The following is a 17,834-nucleotide window of genomic DNA, read 5'->3' as shown; positions in this document are numbered from 1 at the left end:
ACGATATATCGCGAAACCTAGGCACCCAAGGGCACTTCGGCTGGGGCGCCAGACTGAGGCACCCCAGCGGCCCAGGCCGTTCCAGGTACAAGTGACCGACGATCGGACCAGGGCTCTTTGTTCCCGTTTCCCTTGAAAACTTAGGGTTTCAGGCCGATGTCTCAGGGGATTCCCAGACTCGGCCCGGCCCGTCGTCCGCCGCGGGCCGGCCGGCACCACGCCGTACTGCCAGCACTCGACCGACCGAACGACCCGCGGGCGCCGATGCACGGATGCCCTGCACGATCCGAGCGGCCGCATCGATGAGCCGGCGGCCGGGCCGGCGTTTGGGCGGGTCCGGGCGGACCGGTGCATCCGGTAGAGCGGAGTTGGCCAACTCGTTGGTGGCCTGCACGGCAAGGAAAGCACCGATCAAACTCATGGTCAGATCTCCCCGTGGCCGGCGCCGGTGCGGCGGACCGCGTCGGCGATCTCGGCGAGATCAGCGGTGCTGAGGTCGACGCTCGGCGCGCCGGCCCAGCCGTCGACCTGGCGCGGGTTGCGGGCGCCGACGATCGCGGCGGTGACGCCTTCATAGGCAAGGCACCACGCGATCGCGATGCTCGCGACAGTCGTCTCGTGGCGGTCGGCGATCGGCCACAGCGCGGCGACCAGCGCGAGATTGCGCTGCAACTGCTCGCCAGTGAACTCGGCGTCGCGCGAGCGCCAGTCGTTCGCCGGCAGGCTCGCGGCCCGCTCAGCGGTGAACGCACCGGTCAGCAGGCCGGACTGCATCGGGCTGTAGACAATGACGCCGGTGTCGTGAGCGTGGCACCACTCGAGTTCCTCGCCGGCGACGTCGCGGTTGATCAACGAGAACGGGGGTTGCAGCGAATCGACATGTCCGATCGCCTCGGCCGCGTCGAGCTGCTTGCTGTCGTGGTTGGACAGTCCGACGGCCCGCACCTTCCCCTCTGCCTTGAGATCGACCAGCACCTGCCAGTACTCCTGCACCTGCTCGGGGGCAGGCCAGTGCATCTGGTACAGGTCGATGCGCTCCGTGCCCAGCCGGCGCAACGAGGCCTCGACCTCGCGCCGGACGCCGGCCGCGTCGCCGCTCCTCCGCGGTTCGACCCTGCGGTCGTTCTCGTCCCAGACCAGGCCGCACTTGGTGAAGACGTACGGCCGGTCGGCGTCGCCGTACGGCTGCAGCGCCCGGGCGACGACCTCCTCGGAGTGTCCGAGACCGTAGACCGCCGCGGTGTCGATCCAGTTCACGCCGGACTCGACCGCGTGGCGGATCGCTGCCACCGAGGCGTCGTCGTCCTGGTCGCCCCACCCGTACGCCCAGCTGCCGCCACCGATGGCCCAGGCGCCGAAGCCGACGCGGGTGATGCTCATGTCGGTAGTGCCGAAAGGCACAGTTCTCAAGCTCATGCTTCTACCCTGCTCGCTGCCCGCTAAGCTTTCCAACAGAAAGATCTGATCCCTCTGATCTGCTTTGGTGATTAATCGTGGAACTACGCCAGCTCGAGTACTTCGTGGCTGTGGCTGAGGAACGGCACTTCACCCGCGCCGCCGGCCGCATGCATGTCGCACAGTCCGGTCTGTCCGCATCCATCCGCTCGCTCGAGCGGGAACTCGGCGCGGATCTGTTCGTGCGGAACACGCGCAGCGTCGAACTGACCGACGAAGGACGCGCACTGCTGACAGAGGCGCGCCACACACTCGCGGGAGTCGCCGCAGCCAAGGATGCTGTTGCCGCGGTGAAGGGCCTGCTGCGTGGCACCCTCGCGGTCGGCACGCTGCAATGCCTCGGCGCCGTGAACCTGCCGGCGATCCTGGCCCGCTTCCACGGCACGCATCCCGGGGTTGAGATCGAGTTGCGGCAGGGCGGCTCGACCGACCTGATCGAGCGCGTACGCACCGGCGACCTTGACCTCGCCTTCGTCTGCGCGCCCACCGACAGCCCAGCAGGAGTTGCGCTCACCCCGGTCGCCGAGGAGCCCCTGCTGCTCGCCTGCTCCCCGACCCATCCACTCCGCGATCGCGACACCGTCGACCTGCAGGAGCTCCGCGAGGAGACCTTCGTCGACTTCTACCGCGGCTGGGTGACACGCGATGTCGTCGACCGGGCAATGGCCGCCGCATGCGTCGACCGCCGGGTGGCGTTCGAGGTCAACGACGTGCACTGGCTGCTCGACCTCGTCGGCTTCGGGCTGGGCGTCGCCGTTGTGCCCGAGGTCTTCAAGCACAAGAAGAGCTCGGCCCGCTTCGTCCCGATCACCTCACCACCCAGCTGGCAGATCGCCGTGGCCACCGCAACCGGCCGCCACCCGGCAGCCGCCGCCAAGGCGCTCCTCTCCCGCGCCGACCTACGACCGATCGCCTGAGCCGACGCGCCCAGGATCGGCGGTTCGATAAATCAATCCATCTTGATAGATCCATCTGGATCGATGTAGCTTCCGAAGTATGCGGTCCACTATCTCCCCAGAGGCACCGGCAATGCCTCCCGGTTTCCTCCGTCTGGCCGGGCACCCGGTGCGGTGGCAGCTCCTGAGTGAGCTGACGCGCAGCGACCGGCAAGTGCGCGAACTGACGGCGCTCGTGGGCCAGCGGCAGAGCCTGACGTCCTACCATCTCGGCCAACTGCGCGAAGGCGGGTTGGTGACCATGCGGCGGAGTTCGGCTGACAAGCGTGACACCTACTACAGCCTCGACCTGGCCGCGTGTCGTGAACGGCTTGCTGAGTCCGGCGCTGCGCTCCACCCCGGCCTACGGCTGATGCCAGCTGCGCTGACGCCTTCGGAGGGCGATCCTGGTCGACGGCCGACCCCGCGGCCCCCGGTTCGGGTGCTGTTCTTGTGCACAGGCAATAGCGCTCGGTCCCAGCTGGCTGAGGCGATCTTGGAGAAGGCCGGCGGAGCTCGCGTCGAAGCGGCCAGTGCCGGCAGTCACCCCAAGGCCCTGCACCCCCACGCGGTCCGTGTCATGCGCGAACGTGGCGTCGACATCAGTGGGCGCCGCTCCAAGCATCTGAGTGAGTTCGCCGAGCAGCGATTCGACCACGTGATCAGCCTTTGTGACCGCGTGCGGGAGGTGTGCCCGGGCTGGCCTGGGTCTCCTGCGGTGGCGCATTGGAGTCTCCCTGATCCGGCGACCGACTCGGCGGTGGCAGAACACAGTTACCCGGCGTTCGTGCGGACGGCGGACGAACTCAGTACGCGAATCGAGTTCTTGCTCTACGCGATCGAACATTCCCTGATGACTTCGGAGAGGAGCTAGACATGTCCGACAACCTGGCTGAGCTGGTCAATGTCAGGTACATGGTCGAAGACGTCGATGCTGCGGTCGACTTCTACACCAAGCACCTCGGGTTCACCCTCAGGATGAACGCCGCCCCGGCATTCGCCGACGTCGTACGAGGCAAGCTGCGACTCTTGCTGAGCGGGCCAAGGAGCTCAGCGGGCCGGCCGATGCCGGATGGTACGGTGCCGGCGCCAGGCGGATGGAACCGCATCCACCTCATAGTGAGCGACATCGCTGCCGAGGTAGACCAGTTGCGTGCCGCGGGCCTCAGCTTCCGAAACGACATCGTCAGGGGTCCAGGCGGCCAGCAGATCTTGCTGGAAGATCCGTCCGGCAACGTAGTGGAGCTGTTCCAGCCCGCTGGCCAGTGAACGCAGCGTGTCCAGGCGCCTGCGAAAAGTTCTCGCCGACTGATTGAACCGAACGCCGCCAACCGGCGTATGCCCTTTGTACCGCTGTGCACAGTCTGGGCGATAGCCGGGAGTCGACGATGCGAAGAGTCACGCTGCTGCCAACCACGGGGACCGGCGCGGGACTCCTCGCCGCGGTTATCGCAATCGGGGCGGTGTCGTTAGCGGTGCCGTCGCCCGAGGTGACTGCCGGCGCCCCCGCGCAGGCGGTGGCGACCGGACTCGCGAGCCGTCAGCAGCAGGCGGCGAAGGCCTATGCGGACCTGCCCGTGTCGTTCGTGGAGAACCGTGGACAGACAGACGCCCAGGTGCGGTACTACGCGCAGGGCGACCGGTTCGGCTTCTTCGTGACGCCGAGCCAGGTCGTGATGTCGTTCGCGAAGCGGCAGGTCAGCGTCGCGAAGCAGCGAGCTCCGGAGCAGGTCGCGTTGGCGCTGCAGTTCGTCGGCCGGAGTCGGCTGGCGGAGCCGCGGGGCGCCGAGCGCGCTCCGGGCGTCGTCAATGACCTGCGCGGCAATGATCCGAGCCAGTGGGACACGCAGCTCGCCCAGTATCGCGACGTCGTTTACCGCGATCTCTGGTCCGGCATCGACCTGCGGCTGCGCACGCAGTCCGGCGTACTGAAGTACGAGTTTCATGTCCGGCCGGGCGCGTCCCCGGCCGACATCCAGCTCGCGTACGGCGGCGCCGACGGGCTGACCGTGAACGACACGGGCGAGCTGCAGATCGCGACGCCGCTCGGCGCCCTCGCGGACTCGGCGCCGGTCTCCTACCAGGACATCGACGGCGCACGGATGCCGGTCACGAGCCGGTACGTGCTGGCCGGCGGGGCAAACCCGGACGACAAGTTCTCCTTCGCAGTGGGCGACTACCAGCCCGACCATGAGCTGGTGATCGACCCCGGCGTGCAGTACACGACCTTCCTCGGCGGCAACAGCGCCGAGACCGGCGCCGGCATCGCCGTCGACGCAGCCGGCAACGCGTTCGTGGCCGGCACGACTCAGTCGCCGAACTTCCCGACCACCACCGGCGCGTTCGATCGCACCGGCGCGGCGTCCAACTTCGCCGACGTCTTCGTCTCGAAGCTGAACGCGGCCGGCACGGCGCTCATCTACTCGACCTTCGTCGGCGGCAGCAACATGGAGTTCGGCAACAAGCTGGCCGTCGACGCGAACGGGAACGCCTACGTCACCGGCACCACGAAGTCGAGCAACTTCCCGACCACCGCCAACGCGTTCGACCGCTCGATCAACATCCCGCCCAACTGTCCGCGCTGCGGGACCGACGTCACCGACGGCTTCGCCTTCAAGCTGAACGCCGCGGGGTCGGCACTGAGCTACTCCACCTACCTGGGCGGCACGGATTACGAGGCACCGCGCGGCATCGCCGTCGACGGGTCCGGGAACGCCTACGTGACCGGTGAGACGTTGTCGACCGACTTCCCGACCACCGCCGGTGCCTTCTCGCGCACGCTGCGCGGCGAGTACGACGTCTTCGTCACGAAGCTGAACCCGACCGGCTCGGCGCTCACGTATTCCACGTTCCTCGGCGGCACCGCCGTCGACAACGGCCAGCAGGTCCAGGTCGACGGCGGCGGCAACGCCTACGTGCTGGGCTTCTCGAGCTCGGCCGACTTCCCGACCACGGCGGGTGCCTTCGACACCACCGCCAACGGCGGCTTCGACGCCACCGTGACGAAGCTGAACCCGGCTGGCTCGGCGCTTGTCTACTCCACCTACCTGGGCGGCAACGACTTCGACTCGGGCAGCGGTCTGGTGGTCGACGGTGCCGGTAGCGCCTACGTGACCGGCGGCACGCCGTCGCCGAACTGGCCGGTGACGCCGGGCGCATACGACACGACGTTCTCGGGCGGCGACGGCTTCGTCACCAAGCTGAACCCGGCCGGCTCGGCCCTCGTCTACTCGACGTTCATCGGCGGATCGGCTTTCGACTCCATCGGCGACGCCGTCCTCGATCCGGCGGGCAACGCCTGGCTGACGGGCGGCACGAGCTCGGCCGACTTCCCGGTGACGCCCGGAGCACCCGACACGACCTTCAACGGCGGCGGCGACGCGGTCATCGCCGAGCTGAACCCGACCGGGTCGGCACTGCTCTTCTCGACCTTCCTCGGTGGCTCGGAATCCGAAGGTGGGGCCGACATCGCCCGCGACCCGACCGGCGACATCTACGTCGTCGGTTCGACCTACTCGCAGAACTTCCCGGCCACGGTCGGCGCCTTCGACCGCGTCTGGAACGGCGACCTCTCGATCTTCTGGGGCGACGCGTTCGTCACCAAGCTCGACATCGACGCGAACACGTCGACGCCACCCGCGCCGCCCGGCGTACCGGTCGCGCCGACGCTCACGTCCCCGTCCAACGCGTCGTCGCAGCCGCAGCCCATCACGTTCGACTGGAACGACGTGCCGGAGTCGGTCTCCTACACGATCCAGATCGACGACTCGAGCGCATTCAGCGCGCCGCTGGTGCGTGACCAGAGCCTCACCCAGTCCATCTACGCGGCGACCGGCCTCGCGGCCGCGACCCACTTCTGGCGCGTCCGCGGTGTCAACTCGGCCGGCGTAGTGGGTGCCTGGTCCGCCGTGCGCAGCTTCACGGCCGAGGCTCCGCCGCCACCGGCGGCGCTGTCGAACGTGGACATCAACCCCACGACCGTGGTCGGCGGAAACAGCTCAAGCGGCACGATCGTGATGTCCGCCGGGCCGGCCGGTGACGCGGCCATTTCGCTGTCGAGCAGCAACCCGAGCGTCGCCAGCGTGCCGGCGACGGCGACCGTTCCGGCCAACTCGTTCACGGGCTCCTTCGTCATCTCGACGTCGGCGGTCGCGGCTTCGACGAGCGTCGTCATTACGGCGACGTACAACGGATCGAGTCGCACCGGGACACTCACCGTCACGCCCGCAGGTGCTTCGAGCGTGACCCTGCAGAGCGTCACCGCGAGCCCGTCCAGCGTGCAGGGTGGTTCGCCCACCTCGGCGTTCGTGATGCTGTCCGGTACGGCAGAGGCCGATACGACGGTGTCCCTCTCGAGCAGTAACCCGGGTCTTGTCAGCGTGCCGGCCGACGTCACCGTAGCGACGGGCACGACAGCGCGTGGCTTCACCGTGACGACGACGAGCGTGACCACCACGACGACGGCGACCATCTCGGCGACGTACGCCGGCGTGACGCGCACGGCGACCGTGACGGTCACGCCGGCCGCGCCGCCGCCTCCACCGGCCCAGACGGCCACGCTCACCGTGTCGGCGAGCGGGCGGAGCGGCCAGACGGTCGTCTCGAATCCGGCGGGCATCAGCGTCGCGAGCGGTAGCAGCGGCTCGGCGTCGTTCACCGTCGGCGCCTCGATCACCCTGAGCGTGTCAGGCGGCCGAGACGCCATCTGGTCGGGAGCCTGTTCGAGCGGCGGCCAGAAGGCGAAGACCTGCACCTTCACGTTCTCCGGCGACTCGAGCGTCTCAGCCAACGTGCAGTGAGCCGGCCGGTGCCGCGTGCCCGAAGCTGATGCTGAGGCGGGGCGGACGCGAGGTTGCTCGAGGTCCGGGATTCTAGGACTTCAAGAACTCCAGCAGGTCGGCGTTGATCACGTCGGCCTGTGTGGTCGGCATGCCGTGCGGAAAGTCCTTGTAGGTCTTGAGAACCCCGTTCTTGAGCAGCTCCGCCGAGCGTGGGCCGGAGGCGACGTACGGCACGATCTGGTCATCCTCGCTGTGCATCACCAGCACCGGCAGGGTGATCTTCTTCAGGTCTTCGGTGAAGTCGGTCTGCGAGAAGGCGACGATGCCGTCATAGTGGGCTTTCGCCCCGCCCATCATGCCCTGGCGCCACCAGTTGTCGATGATTGCCTCGGAGGGCTCCACGCCCGGCCGGTTGAACCCGTAGAACGGTCCCGACGGCAGCGCGCGATAGAACACCGAGCGGTTTGCCGCCAGCTGTGCCTGCAGATCGTCGAAGGCCTCCTTGGGCAGGCCGTCGGGGTTGGCGTCGGTCTTCACCATCAGCGGTGGCACCGCTGCGATCAGGACGGCCTTGGCGGCCCGGCCTTCGCCGTGCCGGGCCAGGTAGCGGGCAACCTCGCCGCCGCCGGTCGAATGGCCCACATGGATAGCGTCGTGCAGGTCGAGATGTTCGACGACCGCGGCCAGGTCGTCGGCGTAGTGGTCCATATCGTGACCGTCGCCGGTCTGGGTGGATCGGCCGTGACCACGGCGGTCATGGGCGACGACGCGATACCCGTGCTGCAGGAAGAACAGCATCTGGTTGTCCCAGTCGTCGGCTGACAGCGGCCAGCCGTGGCTGAACACGATCGGCTGACCGCTGCCCCAGTCCTTGAAGAAGATCTCTGTGTCATCTCTTGTCATGATCGTTCCCACTGTGGTGCCTTCCTCGAAACATCCAGACATGATTCAGCCGGACTGCGGCCGGTTATGAACGTCCCCACGCCCCTGGGTTTCGCGTCGATCGTCCTGAGGACGAAAGCCCGTCCAACAAGAGAATTCCTGTCGCTACGGCCACGCTCACCTTACGCGCGACGGACAATCTGAGCGAGGCCGTGGCATCACGGAATGGGTCGGTACCCGGTCACTCCATCCGGGCAGATCGCCACGCGGTGTACCTCGGTCTGGCCTGCGTGGGAAGTGCGCCCAGTCGGAACACTAAGTGTCGGATCTGTAGGTCAGAGTGACCTCGAAAGTCGCTCCTGCTGGAACTTTCGACACGATGACGCCGGCCTCCGCCGTCAGTGTCAGGCCGAACGAGGCCGCAACCTCCGCCAAGGTCCACGCTGGGGTTTGCGGCAGTCCAGTGATGCTCGCGGACATTGCTCCCGCCGCGGAGGCCACGCCGCGGCGAATGTCGTCCAGCCGCGCGTCGAGCCGCTCGGCATCATCCTTTCCCCAGCCGATCTCTCGCCCTGTTTCGTCCACGACCTGCACCAGAACCAGGTCGAGATCCGTGCCTGTGTTCTCCATACCTGCCTCCGTCGGACCGACGAGTTGCGCGCGAGCCTGAGGATCGGTTCCCGACCAGGCAACCTGCAAACCCGAATGACCAGCAGGACGGCTGGCAGCTTAGAACCAGGACGGCCCGTGGGGGCTGTACGGCTCTTCGAGGGCGTGGATCTCGTCGTCGGTGAGGTGTATGTCGAGGGCTGCGATGGCTTCGGGCAAGTGATGCGGCTTGGTTGCTCCGACGATCGGTGCGGAGACGACCGGGTTGTTGAGCACCCAGGCGAGCGCGACCTGGGCCATCGTGAGGTGGCGGGCTTCGGCGATCGTCTCGACCGCCTTGACGACCGGCTCGTCGAGGGGCGAGTCGAATGCCTTGACGACCTCGTCCACGGTTGAGCGGTGGGATTGCTCTCCCCACGGGCGAGCGAGACGTCCCTTGCCCTGTGGGGAGTACGGCACGAGACCCACACCCATGTCGGCGCAGCTGGGAATCAGTTCACGCTCGTCCTGGCGTCTGAGCAGGTTGTACTGGTTCTGCATAGCGACGAATCGGGTCCAGCCGCCGAGGTCGGCGGCGTGCTGGAGTTTCGCGAATTGCCAGGCGTACATGGAGGAGGCGCCGAGGTAGCGGACCTTCCCGGCCCTGACGATGTCGTGCAAGGCTTCCATCGTTTCCTCGACGGGCGTGTTCGGGTCGAAACGATGGATTTGGTAGAGGTCGATGTACTCGGTGTCGAGCCGGGCCAGCGAGGCGTCTATCTGTTCGAGGATCGCCTTACGGGACAGGCCCTGGCCGCCCGGGCCGTCGTGCATCTTGCCGTGCACCTTCGTCGCCAGCACGATGTCCTCGCGCCGGGAGTAGCGCTTGATGGCTCTACCGACCAGCTCCTCGGAGGTTCCGTGCTGGTAGACGTTCGCCGTGTCCCAGAATGTGATGCCTAGTTCGACGGCCTGGAGAAAGAACGGCTGGGCCGCGTCGTCGTCCAGCGCCCAGCGATGCGCGGCGGCGGTTGTGGGGTCGCCGTAGCTCATGCAGCCCAGCGCGAGACGACTCACTTGAAGGCCGGTGTTGCCCAGCCGCGTGTATTCCATGGTGATCTCCTCGGATGCAGCAATAGGGGCTCTACGGGTGCGGGTCCACGTCACCGACCGCGGCGACAGTCCTGCCGGGCCGGACCTCGGCGGCGACGGCGGCGTACCAACCAGTGGGTGCGGATCCGGTTCGCGGTGACCTTACCGAACCGGAGAGCCTGCTCGCCGCGTGCCAAGGAGTCGAGACGATCATCGCAACCGCGACAGTCATCGGACGCCGCCTCGCCGGAGCCCGCGCACCGTCGATCCGAGGCTGTCGGGATCGCGCAGGCATTGACCGGGCGTCACATGAAGGTGCTGCGCATGCCTCGGCCACTCGCACGGCTCGGAATCCGCCTCCTGAGCAAGAGGAACGACGCACTCACGCCGCCACCCTGCCTCGCCCTGAACTGAGGTGTGACCCGTGTAGTTCGCCCAGTGGAGTCACCGGGGGCGACCCGCGTCGTCGCTTTGCTGTTGCAGATCGCTGACGATCTTCTGGGCGATCAACCGGAGCCTGGTGTTGGTGTCCTGTGACAGGCGGGTCAGGAACGCGAACGCCCGCTGGTCGGTGAGCTTGTAGCGCTCCATGAGTATGCCGACAGCCTGGCCGATTGTCCCGCGGGTGCGCATGGCCTCCTGGAGGTTGTGGATTTCCTGCGCGTACTCGATCGCCATTGCGGATTGGTGTGTGAAGAGCAAAGAGAGCGAGCCGAGGTCTTCAAAGGCCCCGACCTTGTTGGAGTACAGATTTAGGGCGCCTTGGGATTTAGGGGCGTCGAACAGGCGGAGCCCGGCCTGCGCGCGGATGCCTGCCGCTACCGCGACGGCGGCATAGCGAGGGAAACGCTGGTCGGATGCCAGGTCAGGAGCGGTGACGTGCACCGTGTCGACGGCAGCCTCGTAACAGGGGCCCTCACGGAGCTTGTACTGCGCCATGTCGAGATCCCACAGCAGCGCGTCGGTTGGCGCTGCCGTTTCCAATCGGCCGTCGGCATGCATGACTGTGATACTCGAGTAATCCACCTCTGGTAGCACCTCGACCGCAGCCGCAGTGATCCGGCTCAGAGTGTGGTCCAAGTCGCCCGGCGTCAGCGACTTCGACAACCGTCGCGCTGCCGCTACCAGTCCGTCGCTTTCCATTGTCGCCCGGTACCCACCGTATTCCGGGCCTAACTGGTGAGCGTGGCGTAGATGCCCGCACCGGCTGACGACTGAACTGATCCTGGGCGGGGAGCCCGCCGGGACAATTCCCCAGTCATTTAAGGACGATGCAGGTGGGGTCGGATCCCTGAGGGCAACCTCAGGTCGGTGACCTGATGGGCGACTTCGTTCACGGGCTGCAAGCGGGGTAAGGATTCGATAGACGGGCAATTGCGATCGAGGATTACAAGGGACAGCGGCGGGGTATTGCGGGCTCTTCGTCGATTAAGGAGAGACACACATGGCTCGGAACACGCTGGCTCGCTCAATGCATGACGTCGGACTCGCTGCCTGGTTCGGCGGCACTCTCGCTAACGCCGTGGCCCTCAACTCCGCGGCGTCGCAGGCCGGCACCCCCGGCAAGACAGGCGCGGTGGCCAACGTCGGGTGGAACCGCTGGACGTCCGTCAACGCCGCGGCCATCGGCGCGCACGTGATCGGGAGTGTCGGCCAGCTGGCTGGAAATGCCGGTCGGGTGCGGGGACAGAGAGGCGTTGCCTCGATGGCGTTAGCGAAGACCGCGTTGACCGGCTGGCCCGACGGTCCTTAGCGGCCCGGAGGGCGTGGTGTTTGTCACGTGCACTACCAGCCAGCCGGTACTGCGCGGCTGCGGCTGGCTGGAAGCGGAGTTGGCCACTGGCCCCGTCGCAATCGGACACGGCTCACGCGATGCTCGAGGCATGGAGATTTGCCGTCCGTGGAACCCGCGAAGGAGACGTTCGTGAGCAATCAACGAGAGCTAGGACGACAAGGGCTTGCGGTCTCGCAGATCGGGCTCGGCTGCATGGGGATGTCCGAGTTCTACGGCCGGGCCGACGAGGACGAGGCCGTCGCCACCATCCATCGTGCCCTCGACCTTGGAGTGACGGTCCTGGACACCGCCGACATGTACGGCCCGTTCACCAACGAGCGGCTGGTCGGTCGAGCTATCGCCGGGAGGCGGGATGAGGTGGTCCTCGCGACGAAGTTCGGCAACGTCCGGGGGCAGAACGGTGAGCGGCTCGGGATCCGGGGCGACGCCGAGTACGTCCGGCAGGCCTGCGATGCGTCGCTCCAGCGGCTCGGGGTCGACCATATCGACCTCTACTACCAACACCGGGTCGACCCTCGGACGCCGATCGAGGAGACGGTCGGCGCTATGGCTGAGCTCGTCGAAGCCGGCAAGGTCCGCTACCTAGGGCTCTCCGAGGCGGCACCGGCGACGATCCGCCGGGCCCACGCAGTGCACCCGATCACCGCGCTGCAGACCGAGTACTCGCTGTGGAGCCGGGACCCGGAGGACGACATCCTGCCGACGGTCCGCGAACTCGGCATCGGCTTCGTCGCCTACAGCCCGCTCGGCCGGGGGTTCCTGTCCGGCCGGTTCCGTTCGCCTGACGACTTCGACCCGGACGACTTCCGCCGGCACAATCCGCGCTTCCAGGGGGAGAACTTCGCACGGAATCTCGACCTGGTCGAGCGCGTCCAGGAGATCGCCGCAGAGAAGGGCGTCACGGCCGCGCAGCTGGCCTTGGCATGGGTGCTCGGTCAAGGCAACGACATCGTTCCGATCCCAGGCACCAAACGCGTTCCGTACCTCGAAGAGAACGTCGGCGCGCTCGATGTCCAGCTGAGCGCCGACGACCTCGCCCGGATCACGGATGCCTTCCCCAAGGGGGTCACCGCCGGCGAGCGCTACCCGGACATGTCGGCGGTGGATGTCTGACAGTCGACGGTGCCTCGGATAGCTACGCTGTTGAGACCGGCGATGCGGATCGTCGTGCCAGCTGCGGCCATCAGGCCGTCACAGCTTGGCACCGGCACACGGAAGAGATTTGCGATTGCTGACCTAGCCACGGTCGCGCTGATCCGCGCGCGTCGTCCCGGGGAGGACTCGGGTCTGCTCCCGTGGTTAGGCCCGTGGCACGTCCCTTGTGGGCCAAGTAGCGAGTACGTCCGTCACCGTCGCTGGTCTTCGGTGGCCTAGGCTGCTCATATCAGCGAGACTTGCCATTTTGAGCGGCAGGACGTCGATCATGAGCATCTCCAGGGGTGGTCCCGGAACGGGGCTTCTAGACCGGCGCGTCGAGCGCGGGGCAGTGGATCGCATGCTCGACCGGGCGCGGGCGGGCAACAGTGCTGTGCTGGTCGTGCGCGGCGAGCCCGGGATCGGTAAGACGGTCGTGCTGGACTATGCGGTGAGCCGGGCGTCGGCATCGGACTTCCGTGTGGTCCGGGCGTGGGGCGTCGAGTCGGAGATGGAGCTCGCGTTCGCCGGGCTGCACCAGTTGTGCGTGCCGTTGCTGGGCCGGCTGGAACAGCTGCCGAGGCCGCAGCGGGACGCGTTGGCGGTCGCCTTCGGGATCCGGGAGGGGCAGGTACCGGATCGTTTCCTGGTCGGCCTGGCCGTGCTGAGCCTGCTGGCCGCGACGGCGGAGGACCAGCCGCTTGCCTGCGTGGTGGATGACGCGCAGTGGCTCGACCGGTCCTCGGTGCAGTGTCTGGCGTTCGCGGCGCGGCGGCTGCTGGCCGAGCCGATCGCCCTGATCTTCGCCGTGCGCGGGCCCGGTGGCGACCCCGAGTTGGCCGGTCTGCCCGGACTGACCGTGACCGGGCTCGATAGCGCCGACGCGCGGACTTTGCTGGCCTCGGCGGTCGGCGGGCGGGTGGACGGGGAGGTGCGGGACCGGATCGTTGCGGAGACACGCGGCAACCCGCTCGCCTTGCTGCAACTGCCCCGCGGTCTGGGACCGGCCGAGCTGGCCGGCGGGTATTGGCTTCCCGACCCGCGGCCCCTGGCCAGCCGCATTGAAAGCAGCTTTCACCGGCAGTTCGAGTCGCTGCCGCGCCAGACGCAGCGGTTGCTGCTGACCGCCGCGGCCGATCCGACCGGCGCCATGACCTTGTTGTGGCGCGCCGGCGAGCTGCAGGGCATCCCGGCCGACGCCGCCGTGCCCGCGCAGGCCGCCGGACTGGTCGAGCTCGGCGCCCGGGTCCACTTCGGCCATCCCCTGGTCCGCTCCGCGGTCTACCAGGCGGCCTCGGCTGGTGACCGGCGGGAGGCGCATCGGGCACTGGCCGAGGCCACCGATCCCGAGGCTGATCCCGACCGGCGAGCCTGGCACCGCGCCCACGCCGCGGTGGGGCCCGACGCGGAAGTGGCAGCCGAGCTGGAACGCTCGGCCGGCCGGGCACAAGCGCGCGGTGGACTGGCGGCGGCGGCCGCATTCCTCGAGCGCGCAGCGGTACTCACACCGGACCCGGCGCAACGCGCCGATCGCGCGTTGGCCGCAGCGCAAGCGAAGGTCCAGGCAGGCGCGTTCGAGGCGGCAGTGCAGCTGCTGGGTATGGCCGAGACCGCACCGCTCGACGAACTCCAGCGTGCTCGCGTCGACCTCCTGCGGGCGCAGCTCGCATTCGCAGCAAACCGGGGCAGCGACGCCCCGCCACTGCTGCTGAGAGCCGCCAAACGGCTCGAGCCGGTCGATGCCGATCTGGCCCGCGACACCTACCTGGACGCGCTGAACGCCGCGCTGTTCGCGGGGGGGCTGGCAGTTCCGGGCGCAGGGCCGCAGGAGGCGGCCGCGGCGGCCCGTGCGGCGCCACGGCCGTCGCACCCGCCCCGCGCATCCGATCTCCTCCTGGACGGCCTGGCCGCGAACTTCAGCGAAGGATACGCGGCAGGACTGCCCCTACTCCGGCGCGCGCTGAGCGCCTTCGACCGGGAGACGTCGGCGGCAGAGGATCTTCGCTGGCTGTTTCTGGCCTGTACCGCCGCCATCCACCAGCGGGACGACGCCAGGTGGGACACGCTGTCGCGCCGACACGTCCGGCTGACCCGGGAAGCCGGCGCGCTGAGCGAGATTCCCATCGCCCTGACCCAACGCGCCTATTGGCTCTTCTTCGCCGGCGAGCTGGCCGCCGCGGCCTCCCTGGTCGAGGAACTGCAGGTCGCAACGGAGGCAACGGGAAGCCGCCTCGCGCCCTACGGCGCCCTGGGCCTCGCCGCGTTCCGGGGGCGCGAAGCCGAGCTTTCCGACCTGGCCACCACCACCAAGGACGAGGTTGTCCAACGTGGCGAGGGTCTCGTGATCGGCCTCACCGATTGGGCGACCGCCGTGCTCCACAACGGTCTTGGTCACTACCAGAACGCGATGGCCGCAGCCGAAAAGGCCAGCGCATACCTCTATAACGTGAGCTCTACCGCGATCTGGGGTCTGGTCGAGCTGGTCGAGGCGGCCGCCCGGACAGGGTCGCTCGAAATTGGGACCGACGCCATGCGGCGGCTGTTGGAGTCCACCAGTGCCAGCGGCAGCGATTGGGCCCTCGGGGTCGAAGCGCGCTCACGGGCACTACTGAGCGACGGGAAGACCGCCGATCGTCTCTATCGTGAGGCGATCGAGCGGCTTGGCCGGACCCGCATGGGTGCGGAGCTGGCTCGCGCGCATCTGGTCTATGGCGAATGGTTACGGCGCGAGAATCGGCGCGTCGACGCGCGCGAGCAGCTTCGCGTCGCCCACGAGATGCTCACCGAAATGGGTATGGAAGGCTTCGCCGACCGCGCCCGCCGAGAGCTGCTCGCAACCGGCGAAACCGTGCGCAAGCGCGCCCCGGACACGCTCACCGATCTCACGGCCCAGGAGGCCCAGATCGCCAAGCTGGCCCGCAGCGGACGCACCAACCAGGAGATCGGCGGCCAGCTGTTCATCAGCCCCCGCACCGTCGAGTGGCACCTGGGCAACGTCTTCGCCAAGCTGGGCATCACCTCACGCAAGGACCTTCGCTGACGCCGTCGCCGCGATCCGCTGGCGACCTCTCCGAGCAGTGGTCTTGCTGTCCCAGTAGTGCCCACGAGCGCGCTTCGACCCCGAGCCGATCCACTGCCGGCGGCAGCCGGCAGCTCCAGGATCAGCGTGGACAGGCGATGCCCGTACAGCTGGATCCACTCGCACCCGACCCACCGGAGCACGTCCCCGGGCTCAACCAGGGGAGTCGACCCCGGGTCTGCCCCGGGTCTGCCCCGGGGACGAGCCGTGCCGATCGACGTGAGGGTAATCACATCAGCGCACCGCACGGCGCGCTCCAAGAATGATTTGGCGGAACCATGTCCATGAGCACGATAACTGCGAAAGACGGCACGGAGCACAACTACACGGACCGGGGCGAGGGCCGTCACGTTGCGTACTCCGGACGGCAGGGTCTGCATCACCGCTTGACCGCGGAGCAGCTTGCGGAGCACGCCGCCCGGCTTGCTCGAAAGAACGAGGCGCTCGAGGATTTTGCGGCACTAGTTGCGCACGACGTGAAGTCGTCGCTCCTGTCCGTCCTGAGGAGCGACGAACCGCGCGAGGTCCTGACGCGGGCCTTCGAGATCGTCGACTCGATCCTCGCGGCAACGCGCGCCGATCGAGCTGATGGCGGCGCAGCACAGGGAGCTGACTGCGTGCAACAGGCCATCGCCGACCTTGGAGACATTCGCGCTGAGGTCATCACGACAGTGACCGACGAGTTCCCGATCCCGCCGGCTGCCCTCCGTATCGTGCTCCGGAATCTGCTGACGAACGCCATCGCGGCGGGGGCGGGGCGCATCTTTGTCTCGGCGGTTGCTCGCGGGGATCGGCGCGTGCTCGTAGTCGATGACGACGGCGCCGGGCTCGGCTCGACCGATCGCTACGCCACCGGTGCCCAGCTGGGCCTTGCCTTGAACCGTCGCCTGGTCGCCCGGTTCGGAGGCGTGTTGGAGCTCGAGCCGCGGGCCGGCGGTGGAACGCGCGCCGTACTTGTCCTCAACGGGGCCGACCGATGATCCGCGTCCTCCTTGTCGACGACCACGAACTCTTCCGTTCGTCGCTGCGCGTGCGGCTCGAGCACGAAGACGGGATCGCGCCGATCGGCGAAGCCGGAACCGCCGAGCAGGCGGTGATCAAGACACATGCATTGCAGCCCGACTTGGTCTTGCTCGATCTGGTCCTGCCACGGAGGAATGGCCACGACATCATTCCGGACCTGCTGAGAGTGGCCCCGCCGACGAAGGTCTTGGTCGTCTCGTCGCTCACCCAACCAACGTCGGTACGGCAGGCGATCACCGCCGGTGCGCGCGGTTATGTGCCCAAGCGGGCGTCAGACACCGAGTTGATCGAGGCGATCCGCCAGGTCGCGGCCGGCGAACGCTACGTCGATCCCGATCTGGGAGCGCAACTCGTCGTCGCGGATGGGCACCCGGCGCTCGAACCGATCAGCGATCGTGAGCGCGACGTTCTCCATCTGCTCGCGCTCGGATACACGAACCAGGACATCAGCAAGAAGCTCTACATCTCGCGGCGAACGGTCGATACGCACCGCGCACACATCATGCAGAAGCTCAGGCTCGACACCCGCGCCGAGCTAGTCCTGTTCGCACTCGCACACGGCCTGATCGGTGCGTCGTGATGTTCGCGACCGCCGGCAAGTTCGCGACCGCCGGCGAGTCCACGTCGCCCGAGCGCAGCATGACCAAACTCAACGCGACGCGACCGGCGTGCTGCCAACTTTGAGACCCAGCCACGTCAGGGGAGGTGTTCCATTGATCGGCGACGCCGAGCAGCGCCAACTGGCTGAGATCGAAATGGTGCTGCGCCGCGACGACCCGGCCTTCGTGCGACATTTCGACAAGTGGTCGCTCACACGGCGCAGGCGCCACGTCGGGGCAATACTCGCAATCCTGGTCGTGTCGGCGATCACTGCGGTCGCCCGGGTTCTCGGCGATGCCGGGACGGCAGTCATCGTGCTGTCTGTCACGGGCGGCATCGCTATCGCATTCGGTCTATGGCGATGTCGAGCACAGCTATCAAGGAGGTCGACATGATCCGCCAGCATCGCATCACCAGATCGGCAAGACCGCGCAAGCGGCTTCCGCTTGGCCGGTTCGTCGCCGAGGCAA

The 17,834-nt window shown here is 67.7% G+C and carries 17 protein-coding genes; 10 read left to right on the top strand and 7 right to left on the bottom strand.

Going from position 1 to position 17,834, the window contains the following annotated elements:
- Positions 1–148: 148 nt before the first annotated feature.
- Both ABD210_RS09310 and ABD210_RS09305 read right to left on the bottom strand, forming a co-directional pair.
- Positions 149–421, bottom strand: coding sequence for a hypothetical protein (locus tag ABD210_RS09310; RefSeq protein WP_344110569.1), 273 nt, complete (start codon positions 419–421; stop codon positions 149–151).
- A 2-nt stretch (positions 422–423) separates the two neighbouring features.
- Positions 424–1,416, bottom strand: a complete 993-nt coding sequence (locus tag ABD210_RS09305; protein ID WP_344110568.1) for an aldo/keto reductase — start codon at positions 1,414–1,416, stop codon at positions 424–426.
- A 77-nt stretch (positions 1,417–1,493) separates the two neighbouring features.
- Between ABD210_RS09305 and ABD210_RS09300 the strand changes: the two genes are divergently transcribed.
- The 4 genes from ABD210_RS09300 to ABD210_RS09285 all read left to right on the top strand — a co-directional run bounded on the left by ABD210_RS09300 (position 1,494) and on the right by ABD210_RS09285 (position 7,189).
- Complete coding sequence (locus ABD210_RS09300) at positions 1,494–2,372, top strand: LysR family transcriptional regulator (RefSeq protein WP_344110567.1); 879 nt, start codon at positions 1,494–1,496, stop codon at positions 2,370–2,372.
- A 79-nt stretch (positions 2,373–2,451) separates the two neighbouring features.
- Positions 2,452–3,264 carry an arsenate reductase/protein-tyrosine-phosphatase family protein gene (locus ABD210_RS09295; protein ID WP_344110566.1) on the top strand — a complete coding sequence of 271 codons (813 nt, stop codon included), beginning with the start codon at positions 2,452–2,454 and terminating at the stop codon, positions 3,262–3,264.
- Between the two features lie 2 nt (positions 3,265–3,266).
- Positions 3,267–3,659, top strand: coding sequence for a VOC family protein (locus tag ABD210_RS09290; RefSeq protein ID WP_344110565.1), 393 nt, complete (start codon positions 3,267–3,269; stop codon positions 3,657–3,659).
- A 119-nt stretch (positions 3,660–3,778) separates the two neighbouring features.
- The gene (locus tag ABD210_RS09285; protein ID WP_344110564.1) at positions 3,779–7,189 is read left to right on the top strand and encodes a beta strand repeat-containing protein; all 3,411 of its coding nucleotides are present in this window, start codon (positions 3,779–3,781) and stop codon (positions 7,187–7,189) included.
- 72 nt (positions 7,190–7,261) lie between these two features.
- Here the strand turns inward: ABD210_RS09285 and ABD210_RS09280 are convergent, their stop codons facing one another.
- The 5 genes from ABD210_RS09280 to ABD210_RS09260 form a co-directional block, all read right to left on the bottom strand.
- Positions 7,262–8,074 carry an alpha/beta fold hydrolase gene (locus ABD210_RS09280; RefSeq protein ID WP_344110563.1) on the bottom strand — a complete coding sequence of 271 codons (813 nt, stop codon included), beginning with the start codon at positions 8,072–8,074 and terminating at the stop codon, positions 7,262–7,264.
- A 294-nt stretch (positions 8,075–8,368) separates the two neighbouring features.
- Positions 8,369–8,683, bottom strand: a complete 315-nt coding sequence (locus tag ABD210_RS09275) for a CU044_2847 family protein (RefSeq protein ID WP_344110562.1) — start codon at positions 8,681–8,683, stop codon at positions 8,369–8,371.
- Positions 8,684–8,782: 99 nt separating this feature from the next.
- Positions 8,783–9,754 (bottom strand): aldo/keto reductase, encoded by a 972-nt coding sequence (locus ABD210_RS09270; protein WP_344110561.1) that lies wholly within the window; start codon positions 9,752–9,754, stop codon positions 8,783–8,785.
- A 31-nt stretch (positions 9,755–9,785) separates the two neighbouring features.
- Positions 9,786–9,965 carry a hypothetical protein gene (locus ABD210_RS09265; RefSeq protein WP_344110560.1) on the bottom strand — a complete coding sequence of 60 codons (180 nt, stop codon included), beginning with the start codon at positions 9,963–9,965 and terminating at the stop codon, positions 9,786–9,788.
- 212 nt (positions 9,966–10,177) lie between these two features.
- On the bottom strand, positions 10,178–10,876 hold the full coding sequence (locus tag ABD210_RS09260) for a GAF and ANTAR domain-containing protein (RefSeq protein ID WP_344110559.1): 699 nt from the start codon (positions 10,874–10,876) through the stop codon (positions 10,178–10,180).
- A gap of 301 nt (positions 10,877–11,177) precedes the next feature.
- On the opposite strand from ABD210_RS09260, the gene ABD210_RS09255 reads away from it, so the two are divergent.
- The 6 genes from ABD210_RS09255 to ABD210_RS09230 all read left to right on the top strand — a co-directional run bounded on the left by ABD210_RS09255 (position 11,178) and on the right by ABD210_RS09230 (position 17,759).
- A complete protein-coding gene (locus ABD210_RS09255) occupies positions 11,178–11,486 on the top strand; it encodes a hypothetical protein (protein WP_344110558.1) in 309 nt (102 codons plus the stop codon).
- A gap of 171 nt (positions 11,487–11,657) precedes the next feature.
- Positions 11,658–12,641, top strand: a complete 984-nt coding sequence (locus ABD210_RS09250; RefSeq protein WP_344110557.1) for an aldo/keto reductase — start codon at positions 11,658–11,660, stop codon at positions 12,639–12,641.
- Between the two features lie 310 nt (positions 12,642–12,951).
- The gene (locus ABD210_RS09245) at positions 12,952–15,702 is read left to right on the top strand and encodes a helix-turn-helix transcriptional regulator (RefSeq protein ID WP_344112027.1); all 2,751 of its coding nucleotides are present in this window, start codon (positions 12,952–12,954) and stop codon (positions 15,700–15,702) included.
- 425 nt (positions 15,703–16,127) lie between these two features.
- Positions 16,128–16,721 carry a sensor histidine kinase gene (locus tag ABD210_RS09240; RefSeq protein ID WP_344110556.1) on the top strand — a complete coding sequence of 198 codons (594 nt, stop codon included), beginning with the start codon at positions 16,128–16,130 and terminating at the stop codon, positions 16,719–16,721.
- Complete coding sequence (locus tag ABD210_RS09235) at positions 16,718–17,344, top strand: response regulator (protein ID WP_344110555.1); 627 nt, start codon at positions 16,718–16,720, stop codon at positions 17,342–17,344. Before ABD210_RS09240 ends, ABD210_RS09235 begins: the two co-directional genes overlap by 4 nt.
- Before the next feature lie 133 nt (positions 17,345–17,477).
- Entirely contained in the window at positions 17,478–17,759 is a 282-nt protein-coding gene (locus ABD210_RS09230; RefSeq protein WP_344110554.1) for a DUF3040 domain-containing protein, read from the top strand.
- The last annotated feature ends 75 nt before the right edge of the window (positions 17,760–17,834 follow it).

Source organism: Kribbella alba (genome assembly GCF_039529635.1).
Taxonomy (GTDB): domain Bacteria; phylum Actinomycetota; class Actinomycetes; order Propionibacteriales; family Kribbellaceae; genus Kribbella; species Kribbella alba.
The sequence above is the reverse complement of the archived record's forward strand: the minus strand, read 5'-3'. Positions and strand labels throughout refer to the sequence as shown.

Bases quoted from the DNA above. Each gene is read 5' to 3' on its own strand.
- ABD210_RS09295 (WP_344110566.1), top strand. From the start codon at position 2,452: ATGCGGTCCACTATCTCCCCAGAGGCACCGGCAATGCCTCCCGGTTTC.
- ABD210_RS09275 (WP_344110562.1), bottom strand. From the start codon at position 8,683: ATGGAGAACACAGGCACGGATCTCGACCTGGTTCTGGTGCAGGTCGTG.
- ABD210_RS09270 (WP_344110561.1), bottom strand. From the start codon at position 9,754: ATGGAATACACGCGGCTGGGCAACACCGGCCTTCAAGTGAGTCGTCTC.
- ABD210_RS09280 (WP_344110563.1), bottom strand. From the start codon at position 8,074: ATGACAAGAGATGACACAGAGATCTTCTTCAAGGACTGGGGCAGCGGT.
- ABD210_RS09265 (WP_344110560.1), bottom strand. From the start codon at position 9,965: ATGACTGTCGCGGTTGCGATGATCGTCTCGACTCCTTGGCACGCGGCG.
- ABD210_RS09255 (WP_344110558.1), top strand. From the start codon at position 11,178: ATGGCTCGGAACACGCTGGCTCGCTCAATGCATGACGTCGGACTCGCT.
- ABD210_RS09260 (WP_344110559.1), bottom strand. From the start codon at position 10,876: ATGGAAAGCGACGGACTGGTAGCGGCAGCGCGACGGTTGTCGAAGTCG.
- ABD210_RS09285 (WP_344110564.1), top strand. From the start codon at position 3,779: ATGCGAAGAGTCACGCTGCTGCCAACCACGGGGACCGGCGCGGGACTC.
- ABD210_RS09245 (WP_344112027.1), top strand. From the start codon at position 12,952: ATGAGCATCTCCAGGGGTGGTCCCGGAACGGGGCTTCTAGACCGGCGC.
- ABD210_RS09290 (WP_344110565.1), top strand. From the start codon at position 3,267: ATGTCCGACAACCTGGCTGAGCTGGTCAATGTCAGGTACATGGTCGAA.
- ABD210_RS09235 (WP_344110555.1), top strand. From the start codon at position 16,718: ATGATCCGCGTCCTCCTTGTCGACGACCACGAACTCTTCCGTTCGTCG.
- ABD210_RS09310 (WP_344110569.1), bottom strand. From the start codon at position 421: ATGAGTTTGATCGGTGCTTTCCTTGCCGTGCAGGCCACCAACGAGTTG.
- ABD210_RS09305 (WP_344110568.1), bottom strand. From the start codon at position 1,416: ATGAGCTTGAGAACTGTGCCTTTCGGCACTACCGACATGAGCATCACC.